The sequence below is a fragment of the Bradyrhizobium sp. genome (assembly GCF_035273305.1).
Classification (GTDB): domain Bacteria; phylum Pseudomonadota; class Alphaproteobacteria; order Rhizobiales; family Xanthobacteraceae; genus Bradyrhizobium.
The window spans coordinates 1-15542 of sequence record NZ_DATEPI010000287.1 but is presented as its reverse complement, the minus strand read 5'-3'; the positions used below and the strand labels follow the sequence as shown (position 1 = coordinate 15542).

Annotated in this window: 15 protein-coding genes and 1 pseudogene; 10 read left to right on the top strand and 6 right to left on the bottom strand. The window is 59.9% G+C overall.

The window, feature by feature from the left end; genetic code table 11:
- From purB to VJV58_RS18915, 3 genes are all read right to left on the bottom strand, one after another.
- A partial coding sequence (gene purB, locus VJV58_RS18925) for an adenylosuccinate lyase (protein ID WP_324138895.1) occupies window positions 1-1193 on the bottom strand: 1193 nt, incomplete at its 3' end.
- A gap of 164 nt (window positions 1194-1357) precedes the next feature.
- Window positions 1358-2032, bottom strand: coding sequence for a hypothetical protein (locus VJV58_RS18920; protein WP_324138896.1), 675 nt, complete (start codon window positions 2030-2032; stop codon window positions 1358-1360).
- 2 nt (window positions 2033-2034) lie between these two features.
- The gene (locus tag VJV58_RS18915) at window positions 2035-3435 is read right to left on the bottom strand and encodes a selenium-binding protein SBP56-related protein (RefSeq protein ID WP_324138894.1); all 1401 of its coding nucleotides are present in this window, start codon (window positions 3433-3435) and stop codon (window positions 2035-2037) included.
- A 413-nt stretch (window positions 3436-3848) separates the two neighbouring features.
- On the opposite strand from VJV58_RS18915, the gene VJV58_RS18910 reads away from it, so the two are divergent.
- Together VJV58_RS18910 and VJV58_RS18905 are read left to right on the top strand one after the other, a co-directional pair.
- Complete coding sequence (locus VJV58_RS18910) at window positions 3849-4277, top strand: hypothetical protein (protein WP_324138893.1); 429 nt, start codon at window positions 3849-3851, stop codon at window positions 4275-4277.
- On the top strand, window positions 4270-5502 hold the full coding sequence (locus tag VJV58_RS18905) for an HlyD family secretion protein (protein WP_324138892.1): 1233 nt from the start codon (window positions 4270-4272) through the stop codon (window positions 5500-5502). Before VJV58_RS18910 ends, VJV58_RS18905 begins: the two co-directional genes overlap by 8 nt.
- A gap of 191 nt (window positions 5503-5693) precedes the next feature.
- Here VJV58_RS18905 and rpe read toward each other — a convergent pair whose 3' ends face one another.
- Window positions 5694-6395, bottom strand: coding sequence for a ribulose-phosphate 3-epimerase (rpe, locus tag VJV58_RS18900; protein ID WP_324138891.1), 702 nt, complete (start codon window positions 6393-6395; stop codon window positions 5694-5696).
- A 259-nt stretch (window positions 6396-6654) separates the two neighbouring features.
- Between rpe and VJV58_RS18895 the strand changes: the two genes are divergently transcribed.
- From VJV58_RS18895 to VJV58_RS18880, 4 genes are all read left to right on the top strand, one after another.
- Window positions 6655-7434 carry an EF-hand domain-containing protein gene (locus VJV58_RS18895; protein WP_324138890.1) on the top strand — a complete coding sequence of 260 codons (780 nt, stop codon included), beginning with the start codon at window positions 6655-6657 and terminating at the stop codon, window positions 7432-7434.
- Between the two features lie 201 nt (window positions 7435-7635).
- Window positions 7636-8397: a transporter substrate-binding domain-containing protein gene (locus VJV58_RS18890; protein ID WP_324138889.1), complete on the top strand. Its 762-nt coding sequence runs from the start codon at window positions 7636-7638 to the stop codon at window positions 8395-8397.
- Window positions 8398-8549: 152 nt separating this feature from the next.
- Complete coding sequence (locus VJV58_RS18885) at window positions 8550-8876, top strand: hypothetical protein (RefSeq protein ID WP_324138888.1); 327 nt, start codon at window positions 8550-8552, stop codon at window positions 8874-8876.
- Window positions 8877-9257: 381 nt separating this feature from the next.
- On the top strand, window positions 9258-10307 hold the full coding sequence (locus tag VJV58_RS18880) for an ABC transporter substrate-binding protein (RefSeq protein ID WP_324138887.1): 1050 nt from the start codon (window positions 9258-9260) through the stop codon (window positions 10305-10307).
- 47 nt (window positions 10308-10354) lie between these two features.
- Here VJV58_RS18880 and VJV58_RS18875 read toward each other — a convergent pair whose 3' ends face one another.
- Entirely contained in the window at window positions 10355-10909 is a 555-nt protein-coding gene (locus tag VJV58_RS18875) for a MarR family winged helix-turn-helix transcriptional regulator (RefSeq protein ID WP_324138886.1), read from the bottom strand.
- 113 nt (window positions 10910-11022) lie between these two features.
- Between VJV58_RS18875 and VJV58_RS18870 the strand changes: the two genes are divergently transcribed.
- From VJV58_RS18870 to VJV58_RS18860, 4 genes and pseudogenes are all read left to right on the top strand, one after another.
- Window positions 11023-12231 carry an FAD-dependent monooxygenase gene (locus VJV58_RS18870; protein ID WP_324138885.1) on the top strand — a complete coding sequence of 403 codons (1209 nt, stop codon included), beginning with the start codon at window positions 11023-11025 and terminating at the stop codon, window positions 12229-12231.
- 10 nt (window positions 12232-12241) lie between these two features.
- A complete protein-coding gene (locus VJV58_RS18865; RefSeq protein ID WP_324138884.1) occupies window positions 12242-13198 on the top strand; it encodes a tripartite tricarboxylate transporter substrate binding protein in 957 nt (318 codons plus the stop codon).
- A gap of 5 nt (window positions 13199-13203) precedes the next feature.
- Window positions 13204-13323, top strand: a pseudogene (locus VJV58_RS22420) (PEPxxWA-CTERM sorting domain-containing protein); the annotation flags it as partial.
- Window positions 13324-13658: 335 nt separating this feature from the next.
- Window positions 13659-14243 (top strand): PEPxxWA-CTERM sorting domain-containing protein, encoded by a 585-nt coding sequence (locus tag VJV58_RS18860; protein ID WP_324138883.1) that lies wholly within the window; start codon window positions 13659-13661, stop codon window positions 14241-14243.
- Window positions 14244-14420: 177 nt separating this feature from the next.
- Here the strand turns inward: VJV58_RS18860 and VJV58_RS18855 are convergent, their stop codons facing one another.
- Window positions 14421-15416, bottom strand: coding sequence for a P1 family peptidase (locus VJV58_RS18855; RefSeq protein ID WP_324138882.1), 996 nt, complete (start codon window positions 15414-15416; stop codon window positions 14421-14423).
- Window positions 15417-15542 lie beyond the last annotated feature (126 nt).

Below are 15542 nucleotides of genomic sequence, written 5' to 3'. Positions count from 1 at the left end.
TCTTTCAACAGTGCCTGGAAGTCGCCTTCGCCGCGCCAGACCGGCATCGCATTCCGTTGCACCAGCTTGTAGGCGTCCTCGCGGCTGGCGCCTTTTTGCGTCAGCGCCATCAAAAGCCGTTGCGACTGAACCAGGCCGCCGAGACGGTCGAGATTCTTCATCATGTTCGCGGGATAGACCAACAGCTTGTCGATCAGCCCGGCTAATCGATTGAGGGCAAAATCCAGTGTCACCGTCGCATCTGGCGCGATCATGCGCTCGGCAGAGGAGTGCGAGATGTCGCGTTCGTGCCATAGCACCACGTTTTCCATGGCCGGCATGACATAGGCACGAACCATCCGTGACAGCCCAGTGAGATTTTCCGACAGCACCGGGTTGCGCTTGTGCGGCATCGCCGAGGAGCCCTTTTGACCCTCCGAGAAAAATTCCTCCGCCTCCAGTACTTCGGTGCGCTGCAGGTGGCGAATTTCCGTGGCAAGCCGTTCGACCGAGGAGGCGATTACGCCGAGCGTCGCAAAATACATCGCGTGACGATCGCGTGGGATTACCTGCGTCGAGATCGGCTCCACGGTCAGCCCCATCGCCTTGGCTACGTGCTCCTCCACCCGCGGATCGATTTGGGCGAACGTGCCCACCGCGCCTGAAATCGCACAGGTTGCGACTTCCTTCCGGGCGGCAATCAGCCGCTCGCGGGAACGGGTAAATTCAGCATAGGCGTAGGCGAGCTTGAGCCCAAAGGTCACCGGCTCGGCATGGATGCCATGTGAACGGCCGATCGTGGGCGTCATCTTGTGCTCGAATGCGCGCTTTTTCAGCGCCCTGAGCACCTTATCGATATCTTCGACAAGCAGGTCAGCGGCACGGGTCAGTTGCACGTTCAAGCAAGTGTCGAGCACGTCGGAGGAAGTCATGCCCTGGTGCACGAAGCGCGCTTCGGGCCCGACAATCTCCGCCAGATGGGTCAGGAAGGCGATGACATCGTGCTTGGTCTCGCGCTCGATCTCGTCGATGCGCGCGACGTCAAAGCTCACATCGCGGGCCTTGGCCCAAATGGTCTTTGCCGCCTCTTTCGGGATAACCCCGAGTTCGGCGAGCGCGTCCGCCGCATGGGCCTCGATCTCGAACCAGATCTTGAAGCGCGTCTGGGCCTCCCAGATGGCGGCCATTTCCGGGCGGGTGTAGCGGGAAATCATCGAGGACTCTTGGGTTTGGTGATTACGCCGCGCTTTAGCAGATCACCGTCGGTGAGGCCACCCGTGCGGTGGCTGCACGGTGAAAAAGCGGCCTTCGCAAAGATTGCTTCGGACCAGCCACAGATCTCACGGCTTGCAGCAATGCCGCCGAATATCGCTGGTCATCAGCTCGTTTGCCATAGATTGAGCATCAGCGCAGTCGCTCCCACAAGCATGAGGCTGAGGGCCCAGACCGCATCCAGATTGAACCAGCTGCGGGAAATGAATTTGAGGCCAAGATATCGATAGACCAGCAAGGCTGAGCAGCCGCCAGCAACGATCATCGCGGTGGCGTGGACGATGGCTACCAGCACGGCCATGCCGAGATTGGCGCTCATGAGGACCCCGGCCGCTTGATCGCCGTTGTTGAGGTCGGACACCCGGCAGAGCCCGAGATAGATCGGAACGAGCATCAGTCCCGCGCCGTGGGCGATCGCCACGGCGAAAGACCAGAGCCCCAATTGGGTCGGCCGTATGCGCGCCAGGACTCGCGGATGCCTGCGGTCGATATAGCGGAAAATTCCGAATCCGATCACGAGCAGGCTTGCGCCGATCTGTATCTGATGCTGCCAATCGACTATCGCGACCAGCAATGCGAACGGCAGGATAACCACCACCATCGCGAGGAAATGGCCGGCCGCTAATGGGCATAGCGCAGTCAGCAACGCACGCGAACTTCGCTCCATGAGGCCGGCCGAAACCGCGAGCGGCCAACCCATACCCGGATTTATGCCATGGTAGAGCCCGCTCGCGACAACCGCCAGCCAAAGCCAGGCAGGTGTCCAGCCGGCTGCGCTCAAATTCAAACCGACGGATAGCAGAATGAATCCGTCGAACAGTCGCCACCATCGAGCCTGATCTGATGCGCCCTGTATCCTTCCGGGAAGCTCACGCAGTAATCCCTTGCCAATTCAAGCCCTCCACTCGGGTTCGCATTGGCCATCACTTCGACCCCCGGTATTCCCTTCGGGTAGAATTGATCGTCCCAGGTCGAGTAGAGCGAGTTGGTCCAATATACTCGCTTGCCGTCGCGGCTGATTTCCACCATCTGCGGACCGCCTGCATACGGCTTCCCGTTCGGGTGAGGTTTGCGGGCGGCAATGCCGCCGATGCGGACAGATCCAGCAAGCCTCGGCTTTTTCGGATCAGTGACGTCGTACTGACGCATCTCCCCGGTGCCCCAGCAGGAGACGTACAGGAACCTGTCATCCATCGACAAGTCGATGTCGGTCACCAGCGGCGGCACTGCACCGAAGCCTTGCAGGAGCGGCGGCAGTTGGTCGGTTGGCGCGGGTTCGGCCGGTATCGTCGCGGTCTTCTCGATGTGAAACTTGCCGCCGTCCCGCCACCAGGTCCAGATCGAGCCTTCGAGATTGGTGGTGTCGACGACGACACCTACGAAGCCATACTCGCGAACCGGGTCATGCGCTGGACGCACTTCGAGCGCCATTTGATGATTGGCGCCGAGATCGATCGTCTGGACATTTCGTCGACCCCGCAGATCCCAGAAATGGATGCTGTGACCATACTTGTTCGAGAGCAGGTCCTCCGGCACGATCCCATTCTCAAATTGCGGCGGTAGCGCCCACTCGCTGGTCACCATGTAATCCCGTGGCAAATTCCACCAGAAATCATAGTGCAGTTTTTGCGGACCGCGATCGATCTCCCAGCGTCCGAGGACATCGAATGTCTCACAGTCCATGATGAAGATGCCGGGCGGTCCATCCGTTCCGTCCTTGCCGCCTCCGCCCAAAGTGCTGACGTAGATTCCATCCGGCCCGCAATGGATGGTGTGAGGGCGTGAGTAACCGGTCTTTTTGAAAATTTCCTCGGGCTCGATGATCTTGTGAATCTTCGCCTTGGTCGGATCAGGCTTCGTGTCGACGATATAGATTCGAGACGATCGGATCCCCGGAATGATCAGGTAACGCCGCTCGAGGAAAGCGTGCCCGGCGAGTGGCGACAAAGCGGACGAGCAGGCGTTCCAACCGAAATGGTGAAACTCGTCGCCCTTGTTCGGCATCGTCACGGTATGGATGATCTGGCTGTAGGTCGCAGAGCCCGGCGCTGCATCGATCACTGCAAGCGCGTCGGGTTTTGAGAAGTCCCCGCTCAGGAGCAAAGTGTAGGCGAAGCGCTCGGGCGGAGCTTCCATCGCAAGCTTTGGAGATGCATGGAACGTCGGGTCAGGCCTAATGGTCATTGTACTGCCTCCGAGGTCGTAAATGCGGACCAACATGGCTCAGCAGCATGCAGCAGCAAGAAATAACCCGGCTCGAGTTCCTCTTGCGAGCGCCGCCGGCTTGTTTTCGCTATGTCACAATCAAATCATCAATATCATCGCCTGAAAAGATTTATGATGGCATCGGTGCTGCGACCATTGGTGGCCCCAGCCCATCTTGCTTTTCGCTTTCAAGCTCGATCACCGCGGGCTACCGAGGTGAGCCCAACCGACGCCACTTCCGGATTTGACCCAGCGCGGACGTAGCCCGGCCGTTTGACCGGCGTCCTGACCCTAATGGGCGTTTTGAGAGGCCCGGCTGGGCAACATCCGGCTTGCCAAGTTTCAACAATATGGAACTATGTAAGAGCCGAGTATGCTTTCGGAGGAGTGGCATGAGCGAACTCCATCCAGCCGCGCCCCATCATCTTCCAGGCTTTATCACCGCCCCCGGCGACACCGACGTGTTGATGATTCTCGTCGGCATCGTCCTCATTGCTGCCGTCGTGGCTGTAGCCAACATCTACCTGCATCTGCATTCGCTCCCGGAGCGTATGGCGCACAAGTCGCAAAAGCTTCAGTTCGAGGTTGTGGCGGTGTTGGGCCTGCTGTCGCTGTTTACCCATAATCACCTCTTTTGGGTGATCGGCCTACTGCTCGCGATGATCGACTTGCCGGATTTCGGCACGCCGCTGCGTCGGATTGCGGGATCAGTCGAGAAGTTGGCGAAAGATGACCGGACCGAGCCGCCGCATGTTGCGGCCGGCCACGGCGACGCGGTGAAGCCGGACGTCGTGAAGAGCGAGGTGCAGGGCCATGCTTGAGCTGCTTCTCTGCTCGCTGCTGACGATTTTTCCAGACTATCTCTATCGCCGCTACCGGCAGGGGAAACGTCTGGGCCACGAGATCACGCTGTATTCGGTATGGTTCCAGCTGCGGTTCGGCATTATCGCCTGCTTGATGCTCACCGTCGCGCTGATCACGATGATCTTCTACTATCACCCGTCGACCTCGTCGGCGACGTTGTACTACCGTACCGTTCCAATTGTTCCTGAAACCAATGGCCGCGTGGCGGAGGTGCACGTTGATTTCAGCGCACCCGTGAAGAAGGGCGACGTGATCTTCAGGCTCGACAACTCGAAGCAGGAAGCGTCGCTGCTGACGGCCAAGCGCAAGATCGTGGAGGTCGATGCCGCGATGCTGTCTGCACAGGCCGATACTCTGAAAGCGGAAGGCCAGCTTCAGGAGGCAAAAGGCGCGGTGCAGCAGGCGGCGGACGAACTCGACACCAAGCGCGAATTGCAGAGGCGCAATCCCGGCATTGTGCCGCAGCGCGATATAGAAAAGCTGGAAGTGGCCGTTGCTGGCCGCCAAGGTTCCCTCGACGCCGCGACGGCCTCGAAGGAATCGGTGAAGACGAGGTTGAGCGCGCTCCTCCCGGCCGAGAAGGCGAGCGCTGAGGCGGCGATGGCCGAAGCCCAAGTCGATCTGGATAAGACCTACATTCGCGCCGGTGTGGATGGACGCATCGAACAGTTTCTGCTGCGGCCGGGCGATATCGTCAATCCGGTGATGCGGTCGGCCGGCATCCTCATTCCAGAGGAGGCAGGTCGCCGCGCCCTTACGGCCGGCTTTGGACAGATCGAAGCGCAGGTGCTGAAAGTCGGAATGGTGGCCGAGGCGACCTGCATCTCCAAGCCCTGGACGATCATTCCAATGATCATCACGAGCGTGCAGGACTACATCGCAGCCGGCCAGTTCAGGGGCGGGGAGCAATTGCTCGAAGCGCAGAACACGGTGCGGCCGGGTACGGTGCTCGTTATCATGGAGCCGATTTACAAGGGAGGCCTGGAGGGCGTGACTCCCGGCAGCAGTTGCATTGCCAATGCCTATACCAGCAACCACGAGAGGATCGCCTCAGGCAAAGTGGGGGCATTCAAGAGCTTTGCATTGCATGTAGTTGACGCTACTGGAATCGTACACGCCATGCTGTTACGCATCCAAGCGCTATTGCTGCCGATCAAAACGCTAGTGCTGAGCGGGCATTGAGTGCGTGTGCGAGACAGCGTTTCCATACGGAAACCTTCCAGCAGTCGCACTGCGAGCGCAAGGAGTTCGAGATGCGGTTCGACGACATGAAACGCATTCTCAGGCTCGATCGCCTTCGGCCCGAGTTGTGCAACAGAACCGAGGGAAAAGCGGACATTACTCCGCCTGCACTCGATCAATTATGAGTAACCCTAGATCGCTTCGCCGCGCGCGCTTGCCGCCGCATTACGGATGGCGGAGATATTCGTCTTGTAGGATTGCATCGTCCCGCCCTTGAACACCGAGGAGCCAGCGACGAAAGCATTCGCGCCGGCTGCGGCAAGCTGGCCGGCGACCTCGGGCGCCACCCCGCCATCGACTTCGATATCGATCGGCCGTCCCGCCGTCATGGCGCGAAGATCGCTGATCTTGCCGAGCGCGGATGGAATAAAAGCCTGGCCACCGAAGCCGGGATTGACCGACATGACCAGCACCAGGTCGATCATGTCGATGACATATTCAATTGAAGTGATCGGGGTGCCCGGGTTGAGCGAGACGCCGGCCTTTTTTCCCAACGCGCGGATCGCCTGCAGTGATCGATGCAGATGCGGCCCGGCTTCGGCGTGCACGGTGATGTGATCGCAGCCGGCCTTGGCGAAAGCTTCCAGATACGGATCGCAGGGCGCGATCATCAGGTGCGCGTCGAAGATCTTGCTGGTGTGCGGACGCATCGCCTTGATGACGTCAGGGCCGTAGGAAATGTTCGGCACAAAATGCCCGTCCATCACATCGAGATGGATCCAGTCAGCACCGGCGGCATCGACCGCGCGGACTTCTTCGCCGAGTTTGGCGAAATCCGAAGCCAGGATCGAGGGCGCGATGACCAGAGGCCGTGACGCAAATTGAGCGGACATGTGCGCTTTTCCCGAACCATTCGAACGTGCGGAAGGTGTTCCGGGTAACATGCGGCCGCGCCCGGGGCAATCCGACCCGCAATCCGAGCGGATGAGCCCCCCGAGAGGGGAAATTATTGCCGCGACGGCATCAATTGCCGAGCGCGCGTGCAACCGACGGCTGCATGAAATGGCATGTTTTGTTGGGTTTGTGTCATGGCACGGTGTTTGCTGACACGAATTGGAGGCCGCACGTCGCGGTACCTCTCGGAGTTCTGCCATGCTGCTCGCCCTCGGTGCGCTGTCGTCCGCGATGGATGCCCTGCAATCACTGACCAAATCGAAGTCGTCGTCACCACAAACCACCGGCTTCAGCCAGAATCCGACCAGCCCACTCGACGTATCGAATGGTTCCGCGGCTTCTGCGAATCCGAGCCCGCCGACCGGCGGAAACGGATTTACGCAGATATCGCCGGAGACGATGAGCGCATTGCTCGCAGCGCAAGGCCAGTCCACGACAGCAGCGGGATCGACGACCAGCCGATCGGCTGCGTTGAACCACCTGTTCTCGCAGATCGACGCCAACAATGATGGCAAAATCGACAAGGCGGAATTTGAAGACGCGCTTGGCGCAGGCGGCACCAATCTCGCGCAGGCCGATGACGTTTTCGGCAAGCTCGACAAAAACGGCGATGGCGCCGTCAGCCTCGGCGAAATCGCCTCGGCATTGAAGGGAGGCAACGGTCACCATCACTCCCATCACACCACGGGGGCAGGGGGATCAAGGGATGCAACAGGGTCAGCGTCTGCGGATTCAAGCTCCGATCCGTTGCTGCAGGCTTTGAGCGGAGCATCGTCTAGTTCGGTAACGAACAGTGACGGTTCAACCACGACCTCGGTGACCTATGCTGACGGATCGGCGGTGACGCTGACATCGCCGGCCGCGCAGACAGCCACGGGCAACGCCACATCCTCCTACAATTTCATCGAGAAGATGATTGCGCGCGAGGCGCAGGCGATTTCATCCGGAGCAACCAACTCGCTCGCTCTCAACGTCTGAACAGGACTAGCGGATCGATCGTCGGCAAGCATGTAAATCTAGGGCGTGTACCCGCTTTAGAAGCGGACGCTCCTCAGAGCGACGCGGCCAGCACTATGCTGCGGAGCCAACGAGAGGCCCAACCCCCGGAAATGATGCCCAGGCGTTGATGAGCTGGTGTATGGTCGGCAGGCACATTCCTGTCAGCCGAGGAGCATTCGAATGAGTCGGGTTTTCCTCTCGATCGCATTGTTTGCAAGCATGTCCAGCATAGCATTTGGGCAGACAGCACCCGCCTCTGAGATCGCGCCAGGTGGGAAACTGCGGGTTGGCATGATTGCAATCACGGTTCTCGGCGGCGTGGCTGAGCCCATCGCGCACTTCATCGGCCAAAAGCTCGGCGCGACGGTTGAACCGGTGATGTATGCGAACCCCGAGGCCTATCTACAAAGCTTCGGCAAGGATGAATGGGACATCGCGATCGGACCGCGCGTCCTTGCTCCTATAGACAAAGCGGATTCCACACCAGACCTTTGGGTCATCAGCCTTGTCTACGTCGCCGCACCGGGAAAGCAATTTCCTGATATCGCCTCCGTCGATAAGGAGGGCGTGAAGATCGGCACGATCCGCGGCGCGCCCTCCGACCGCGTGCTGACGCGGGAGATCAAGGCGGCCGAGATTGTCCGTATCGCGCTCAGCCCCACCATTGCGGCCGATGCGGCCGAACTGCTCCGCTCCGGCAAAGCAGATGTGTTTGGCGCAGACTCTGGTGTGGGGTATCCCGCCGCCGAGGCCCTTCCGGGCGCCACGATCGTGCCGGGCGCTTTTGCGATGGTTCGCGTGGCCGCCGCACTGCCGAGAGGCCGCTCTGCTGCCGCGCAAGCTTCGGTCGCGACATTCGTTGATGAAGCAAAGCGGGCGGGCGTGGTGCAGAATGCGATTGACGCGAAGGGCCTCAAGGGCGTGGACGTCGCGACCAGGTAGTGGGACAACCCCGCGATCCAACTTGGTCAACCCATAGTCCGCTCGGCGGTCGAGTGTCGTTTTTTGGACCCCGAGCGAACATGTGCGCGCTTGTGCCGTTTGGGATTTGCTGAGACGACGACATCCCTTGGCCAAAATTGCAGAGCTAAGTCATGCGCATTCATAATATCTATGCTGACGAAAACGGAGAGATTCACTTTCGAGACATCGAAATCGAGATAACTGAGCATGGCCCTGACGGCTCGACGTCAGGGCGTCTACCCGCCAGTGGAGTCTATTTTCGGACGACGCCCGCTGATTGGTTCTTCGACTGGCACCCCACTACGAGGCGACAATACGTCATCAATCTGGACGCGCCCAACAAGATCACGGCGAGCGATGGCGAGACACGCATTATCGGCGTCGGCGAAATCATTCTGAGAATGTGCATGGGAAGGGCCATCTGTCTCAGGCCGTCGGGCAAAGGCGACGATCGGTAATGATTCCGATCGAGTAAGGCTACGCGCCGAGAGCACAGCGGACGGCGGGGTCAGATCTGCGTCCCTTTCGCGGCCAAATGAGCCGATATCCGAGTTCGGGAGCATACGGCCCCGCTGATAACAACATCACCGCCGACGAGGTGATCGAGTAGCCATGCTTCTCGCTATCTATGAGTCCGCTGTTGGCCCATTTGAGACCTCCCGCGATGTCTGCTGTACGGTCGCTACGGGGGAAAAAGCAGACCTATTGCCGACATGCCGAAATCGACGCGAATGACCCAAAGCTGCCATTGCCATCTTTGTCCGACCGCCTTCAATTATGGAACTGTCGGTCGCCGGGGTACTAAGATAGCTGTCGGCTGACGATCAGTTGGAGGTCACATGAGGCGACGCGAGTTCATTGCGCTTCTCGGCACCTCTGCATTGCTGTGGACGCGCACGGCTGCGGCGGCACAGCCAGGCCGCAAGATCGCGAGGGTCGGCGTGCTCTGGCACGGGGGCAACGCGGAAGAGGAACGTGAGTATCTCACCGTGCTCGTCAAGGCATTTAGCGATCTCGGCTATGTCGAGGGCAAGAACATCCAGTTCTTGCATAAATTTCCTGCTGAGCAGATCGATCGGTATCCTATCCTTGCAAAGGAGCTTATCGAAGATGGCGTTGATGTCGCCATCGCGGTACCACCGGCTGGCGCTATTGCCTTGAAGCAGATCACAAGCACCATTCCCATTGTGTTTGTCATTATGCCGGACCCGGTCAGCTCTGGACTTGTCGAAAGTCTGGCGCATCCCGGCGGCAACATGACCGGGCTTTCGCTGTTGACGATTGATCTCTCAAGCAAATTCTTGGCGTTGCTCAAGGAGGCCGTTCCGAACCTATCCAGCGTGGCGCTGTTCGTTGACCCCCAATATTCGATCATGCAGCCGCGCATGATTCCGGCCTACGCAGCGGCGACCAAGACGCTCGGACTTTCGTTTCGTTCGGTCGCGATTCCAATACCCGACGCTATCGAACCGGCATTCGCACAGGCAAAGAGCGACCACGTGGACGGTGTCATTGTCAGCGGACCGATCTTTTTCAATGAGCGGGCCCGTGTCGGCGCGTCGGCGCTTGCCCATGGAATTCCGACCATCGGCTTTCAAGCGGAAATAGTCCCGTACGGCTTACTCATATCCTACGGACAAGATTTCCCGGACTATTTCCGCAAGGCCGCCGGTTATGCCGACAAGATATTGCGCGGCGCAAAGCCTGCGGACTTGCCGGTCGAACAGCCGACCCGCCGACGAGGTGATCGAGTAAACATGCTTCTCGCGACCTATATGAGTCCGTTCGTGGCCCATTTGAGACCTCCCGCAATGTCTGCTGTACGGTCGCTACCGGGGAAGAAGCAGACCTATCGCGGACATGCCGAGATCGACGCGAATGACCCATAGCGGACAAGACCGATAGCTTCTGGCAAGTAGCTTGTACAGTGGTGAGCTCACGCGCCAGTTCGAGGAGAACATACTTTGATCTCTGCGCGCCTCACCGGCTTTCGTCGCCCTGCACCCGGCCGGGCCAGCGCGTGATTGGCCTCGACAATGCGCACCAGAAAATCCAGAAACAGTTCCTGCTCCTTCGTGGAGAGTGGCGCGAGAAGCGCCATTTGTTTCGCGACCACCGGCGCGCGAAGACGGGCATAGAGCCTTTCGCCCCGCGCAGTCAGCCGTAGTAAGCGAGCTCGCCGATCGGCTCCGTTCACCCGCCGATCCACAATGCCTTCCTTTTCGAGCCGCTCTACCAGCAAGCTTGCGCTGTAGCGGTCGATGCCAAGCCGAGCGGCCAGGCCGTTCTGGTCAATGTCGGGCTCGCCATTTTGCTGATTAAGATAGGCGAGGACGCCCATATCAAGCGGCATGAGGCCTTCGCTCGCGAGCGGCTCCGCAACCACTGCCGTGCAAATCTGCAGGAAGCGACGCGCAAGCGGGAACGGCGCCCGGCGTACCAGCGGCGGCCGCTCATAAGTACTCCGGGATGCAGGTCCGCGCGTGGCCACTCGTCAGCCTATTGACAATCTGATTATTGATGATCAATATACTAATTATCTTTTTCGGTCAAGATAATTCCGCTTACGAACAGCTTCGTCGGTGAAGTCAGGTCTGGCAAACGATGGTGCGAAGTCTGGCGAAGTATCCGGTTCGACACGTCCTCGTCGTTGGGGCCGGAATTGGAGGGTTGAGCGCGGCCTTGGCGCTTCAGCGGCACGGTGTTCGCGCATCGCTCTATGAGCGCGCGAGGGCAGCAACCGAATTCGGCGCCGGCGTCGTGATGACACCGAATGCCATCCAGGGGCTAAATTTTCTCGGTGTCGGTGACCAGGTCACGGAATCATCTAGCCGGTCGCGCGGGCACGAGTATCGACACTACCGCACCGGCGAGGTGCTCCAGAGACGACCGCCGGCGGAGGTGTACACGGCTAGATACGGCGCTGGCGTCTACTACGTTCATCGCGCGGACCTGCATCGCGCGCTGCTCGCGGCCGTGCTGGCCAATGACCCTGACTGTGTCCACTGCGGGCACGTCTTCACTGATTTGTCGCAGGATCAAGATGGCGTCGTCGTGCGCTTTGCGAACGGCGCTTGCGCTAAGGCTGACGCTCTGATCGGCGCAGACGGATGCCGGTCCGTGGTCCGCGAGGCGCTGCATGGCCGCGAACCGGTGGGCTATACGGGTCAAGTTGCCTTCCGTGCGCTAGTCCCGAGTACGCGCCTTCCCAATGGCTACGACTATCGGCGGTCCATGCACCTAGGCCCGGGCCGACTGTTCCTGTCGTATCCCTTGCGTAAGAACGCTTTCATGAACGTCGTCGCGATCGCACGGCAGCCCGCTTGGCAAGAGGAGAGCTGGACCGTTCACGCAAGCGTACCTGAACTTCTGGAGCGATACGCCGACTTCAATGGCGAGGTCCGCGACCTGATCAAAACAATCGAGACCACCACACTGTTCAAGTGGGGTCTGCACGATCGGCCGCCACTCGCGACATGGAGCGCCGGCCGTGCCACCCTGCTCGGCGACGCCGCGCATCCGATGTCGCCGTTTCTCGGGCAAGGAGCGGCGTTGGCGATCGAGGACGGAGTCGTGCTCGCTCGTTGCGTCGCGGGAGCTTGCGACCTGCCGCAGGCGCTCGCCAGCTACGAGCGAGCCCGGAGAGCGCGTGCCGATGCGGCCCAGCGCCAGTCTCTCGCGCGCGGCGATGCGCTGCAGAGAGCATTCGTGGACAGCTTTGACGCGCACCGGGACGCAGAAGACACGCGTCTGCTGGATACGTTCTTCGACTACAATCCGGCCACTGTGGCGCTTGACGAAATACGTGCGTAGGAGTCCAGCCATGAGTCTCGATCGGAGAAATTTCCTCATTGGCCTTGGGGCATCTCTATTGAGCCCGTCGCCTCGTGCACACGCCACAAATTTCCCCGCGCGACCCCTGACGTTGATCGTGCCGCTGGGTCCCGGATCATCCGTAGATGTGATCCTGCGGACCCTTGCAGCTAGCGCCGAGAAACGCCTGGGCCAGCCAATTGTCATCGAGAACCGGCCCGGAGCAGGAACAACATTGGCGCCGGGCCAGATGGCAGCAACTGCAAAGCCGGACGGATACACGATCTGCCAATTGGGCCTTCCCGTTCTGCGTGCGCCCGCCTTGCGCAAGACGACTTTCGATCCCAGCATGGATTTCACCTACATCATCGGCCTCGTCCAGCTCGTATCCGGCCTGGTCGTGAGGCATGACGCACCCTGGTTGACACTCGGCGACCTGATCAATGCCGCAAGACGAGGCACGATCACCTACGGCACTGTCGGCGTCGGCAGCGATGCTCATCTAACAATGGAGTTGACGGCACGACGGCAAGGAATCCAGTGGGTTCATGTTCCATTCTCAAGCGGTGAGGTGACTGCGCTGCTCGGTGGTCACATTCACGCGGTCGCTTCAGGGTCGGTCTGGGCGCCTCAGGTCAACTCGGGCGAGCTGCGGCTGCTTGCGACTTTCGGTGCGAGACGTACCACCTACTGGCCATCCGTACCGACGCTGACCGACAGCGGCGTCGACGTCGTGATAGAGGGCGCGTACGGTCTTGCGGGTCCAAGGGACATGGATGTGGCCGTCGTCGCAACGCTTCACGACGCTTTCAAGGCAGCGATGGATCAGCCGCGATTCGCCGCTGCGATCGCGAACTTCCATCAGGAGACTCACTATCTCGACAGCACGGATTTTCGTGCCTTCGCACTCGGTCAAATTGAGAAGCAGAGGCGCCTTGTAGAAGAGCTTGGTCTGCGTTTGAACTGACAGATGTCCCCGAACCCTCCACATGGGCAATGATGCTGATCGGCTTCGCTGGGGTCGGCTTCATGGCATATCGGCGCAAGGCAAAGCCCATGGCGACGGCCGCCATTTTATCAGGAGTGAATTGAAAAGCGGTTCCGGGACTTTTCTTTGCCGCTTCCTGCTACGAACTTGGCCGGATAATTGAGCCCTTTGTGTAATTCAACTTGTGGGAGTACCAGAAATGCGTAGGCAATCAGTATTCTTTGCTAAGGTTTTAGGCTGTTTGTTCTCTCTTATTGGCTGTTTTTCGTTATCGGCGAACGCCAACGTTTGCTCTCTTGACTCGCCTGGCTCCTGCGCAACGAGTTCAGTTCGCGGCCTAGATGCAAACAACACTTCCATATCCTCGACGGTGATCAATCCAGACAGTGTAACGCTGCTAGGCTCGTCCACGGCCTCTTCGGCAGGCGGTGGCGGTGGCATGAGCGGAACCGCTGGTGCTTTCGCAGATTTTGGCGTGTTGAAGGCGACGGCGTTTTCGCAAAGTTCCAGTCCGGTCGGCACGCAGGGATTTATTTCCGCAAACGCGGGAGCGGAATTTTTAGACACGGGGACTGTGTTTTCAAATGTATTTCAAGGGACCGTTAGTATCCCGGTGACCTATCAGATCACTGGCACCTTCAGTGGAAATGGAGGGATCGGCCCCGATGGCGTGGAGTTTGTGGTGGGGAACAACATTCTTAGCGCCGGTATCACCAATGTGACCTTTACTGTCGGACAGACGGTAAATTTTCTCGCCTACATCAACGTTTTTGCTGACGCAACTTCAGTTAGTGGGGGCACTCCTACCTCCGCTGCCGATTTCGGGCATTCGGTTCACATCTTTTTCGATGCACCAGAAGGATATACCTTCGTGGCGGGCAGTGGACACGACTACTCCAGCACTGCCGCCACTCCGGTCGATGGTGTCCCCGAACCCTCCACCTGGGCGATGATGCTCCTTGGCTTCTGCGGCCTCGGCTTCATGGCGCATCGACGGAGGAACAGCGCGATGGTCGCAGCCTGATCTCCGGATTTGATTTGAGAGGCCGCCGCGAGGCGGCTTTTCTTTTGCTGGATGACATAGGCCGCATGTCTGAGTTTGGCCCCTTAGCGGACATGCCCCTGCGCTGCTGCGACTTCTGCTTTGGAGGGAAAAGCGGATATTGCTGCGCTTGCATCGGCTGATTTTTGAGTACCCGCTCTAGCCGAAGCGATCCTTCCAGGCCGGTAATGCGCCGGGGAAGGGCAGCGCGGTTGCGGCAAACACACCGCGCGCGATGGCGCGGGCGACCGCATTGGCTGCGACCATGCCGAGTTCAGTGAGGCCGATCAGCGGATCAATTGCCTTTTCCCCAGTTGCGGCCGCGAAAACCACATCACCATCGAGCGGTGCATGCACGGGATAGATCGCGCGCGCAAATCCGGTCTGCGCAATCATGGCGAGCCGCTGCGCCTGCGGCTTGGTGAGCGCAGCATCGGTCACGACCACCGCAAGGGTGGTATTTTCCGACGCGTTGGCGGCTGCGCCGCCTTTCAAGCGCATCTTCAGCATGTCGGACGTGAAAGATGCGGGCATGCCACGACCGCCAAATTCGGCGTCAATTTCAAATGGCGCCGCCCAGAACCACGGGCCATCACCAATCGTGGTCGTGCCGACGGCATTGACCACCGCAATGGCGCCGACGCAAACCCCATCTTCGGTTTTGGCCGAGGCGGAACCGAGTCCACCCTTCAGATTGGCCACGCTGGCGCCGAGGCCGGCTCCGACACTGCCGAGTGCGAAGCTTGTACTTGCCGCCGCCGCCGCGGCGTAGCCGAGATCGCGGTAGGGAGCGAAGCGACCCCAGTGCTTGTTGCCGCCGTTCAACAGATCGAAGCAGATCGCGCCCGGAACGATCGGAACGATGGCCTCGCGGATCCGGAAGCCGCGGCCCTGTTCGGCGAGCCACGCCTGGACTCCGTCAGCCGCTTCGAGCCCGAACGCCGAACCGCCGGAGAGCGCGATGGCGTCAACCTTTTCAACGACGTTAACCGGGTCGAGCAGCGCACCTTCGCGTATGCCGGGTCCGCCGCCGCGCACATCGATAGCGGCAACCGCAGGATTATCGAACAAAATCGTAGTGACGCCGGAGCCTAGCGCTCGGTCATCCGCGTGACCGACGCGGACGCCCGTGACGTCGGTGAGAAGGTTCTTCATGGCACGTTCCCCAGGGAGACGCAGATCACTCCGGCCTTGCGTCCGGGTCAACCGGCTCCAGCGCAGGCGCTGCGGATCCCTAGCGCAACAAAAACGCCCCGGCGAACCGGGGCGCTTGAGTTGTTG

What these genes read in the sequence shown, in the direction of transcription:
- VJV58_RS18870 (WP_324138885.1), top strand. Translation starts at nt 11,023, where the DNA reads ATGGTGCGAAGTCTGGCGAAGTATCCGGTTCGACACGTCCTCGTCGTT.
- VJV58_RS18860 (WP_324138883.1), top strand. Translation starts at nt 13,659, where the DNA reads ATGAGCGGAACCGCTGGTGCTTTCGCAGATTTTGGCGTGTTGAAGGCG.
- VJV58_RS18855 (WP_324138882.1), bottom strand. Translation starts at nt 15,416, where the DNA reads ATGAAGAACCTTCTCACCGACGTCACGGGCGTCCGCGTCGGTCACGCG.
- rpe (WP_324138891.1), bottom strand. Translation starts at nt 6,395, where the DNA reads ATGTCCGCTCAATTTGCGTCACGGCCTCTGGTCATCGCGCCCTCGATC.
- VJV58_RS18915 (WP_324138894.1), bottom strand. Translation starts at nt 3,435, where the DNA reads ATGACCATTAGGCCTGACCCGACGTTCCATGCATCTCCAAAGCTTGCG.
- VJV58_RS18905 (WP_324138892.1), top strand. Translation starts at nt 4,270, where the DNA reads ATGCTTGAGCTGCTTCTCTGCTCGCTGCTGACGATTTTTCCAGACTAT.
- VJV58_RS18865 (WP_324138884.1), top strand. Translation starts at nt 12,242, where the DNA reads ATGAGTCTCGATCGGAGAAATTTCCTCATTGGCCTTGGGGCATCTCTA.
- VJV58_RS18880 (WP_324138887.1), top strand. Translation starts at nt 9,258, where the DNA reads ATGAGGCGACGCGAGTTCATTGCGCTTCTCGGCACCTCTGCATTGCTG.
- VJV58_RS18895 (WP_324138890.1), top strand. Translation starts at nt 6,655, where the DNA reads ATGCTGCTCGCCCTCGGTGCGCTGTCGTCCGCGATGGATGCCCTGCAA.
- VJV58_RS18890 (WP_324138889.1), top strand. Translation starts at nt 7,636, where the DNA reads ATGAGTCGGGTTTTCCTCTCGATCGCATTGTTTGCAAGCATGTCCAGC.
- VJV58_RS18885 (WP_324138888.1), top strand. Translation starts at nt 8,550, where the DNA reads ATGCGCATTCATAATATCTATGCTGACGAAAACGGAGAGATTCACTTT.
- VJV58_RS18910 (WP_324138893.1), top strand. Translation starts at nt 3,849, where the DNA reads ATGAGCGAACTCCATCCAGCCGCGCCCCATCATCTTCCAGGCTTTATC.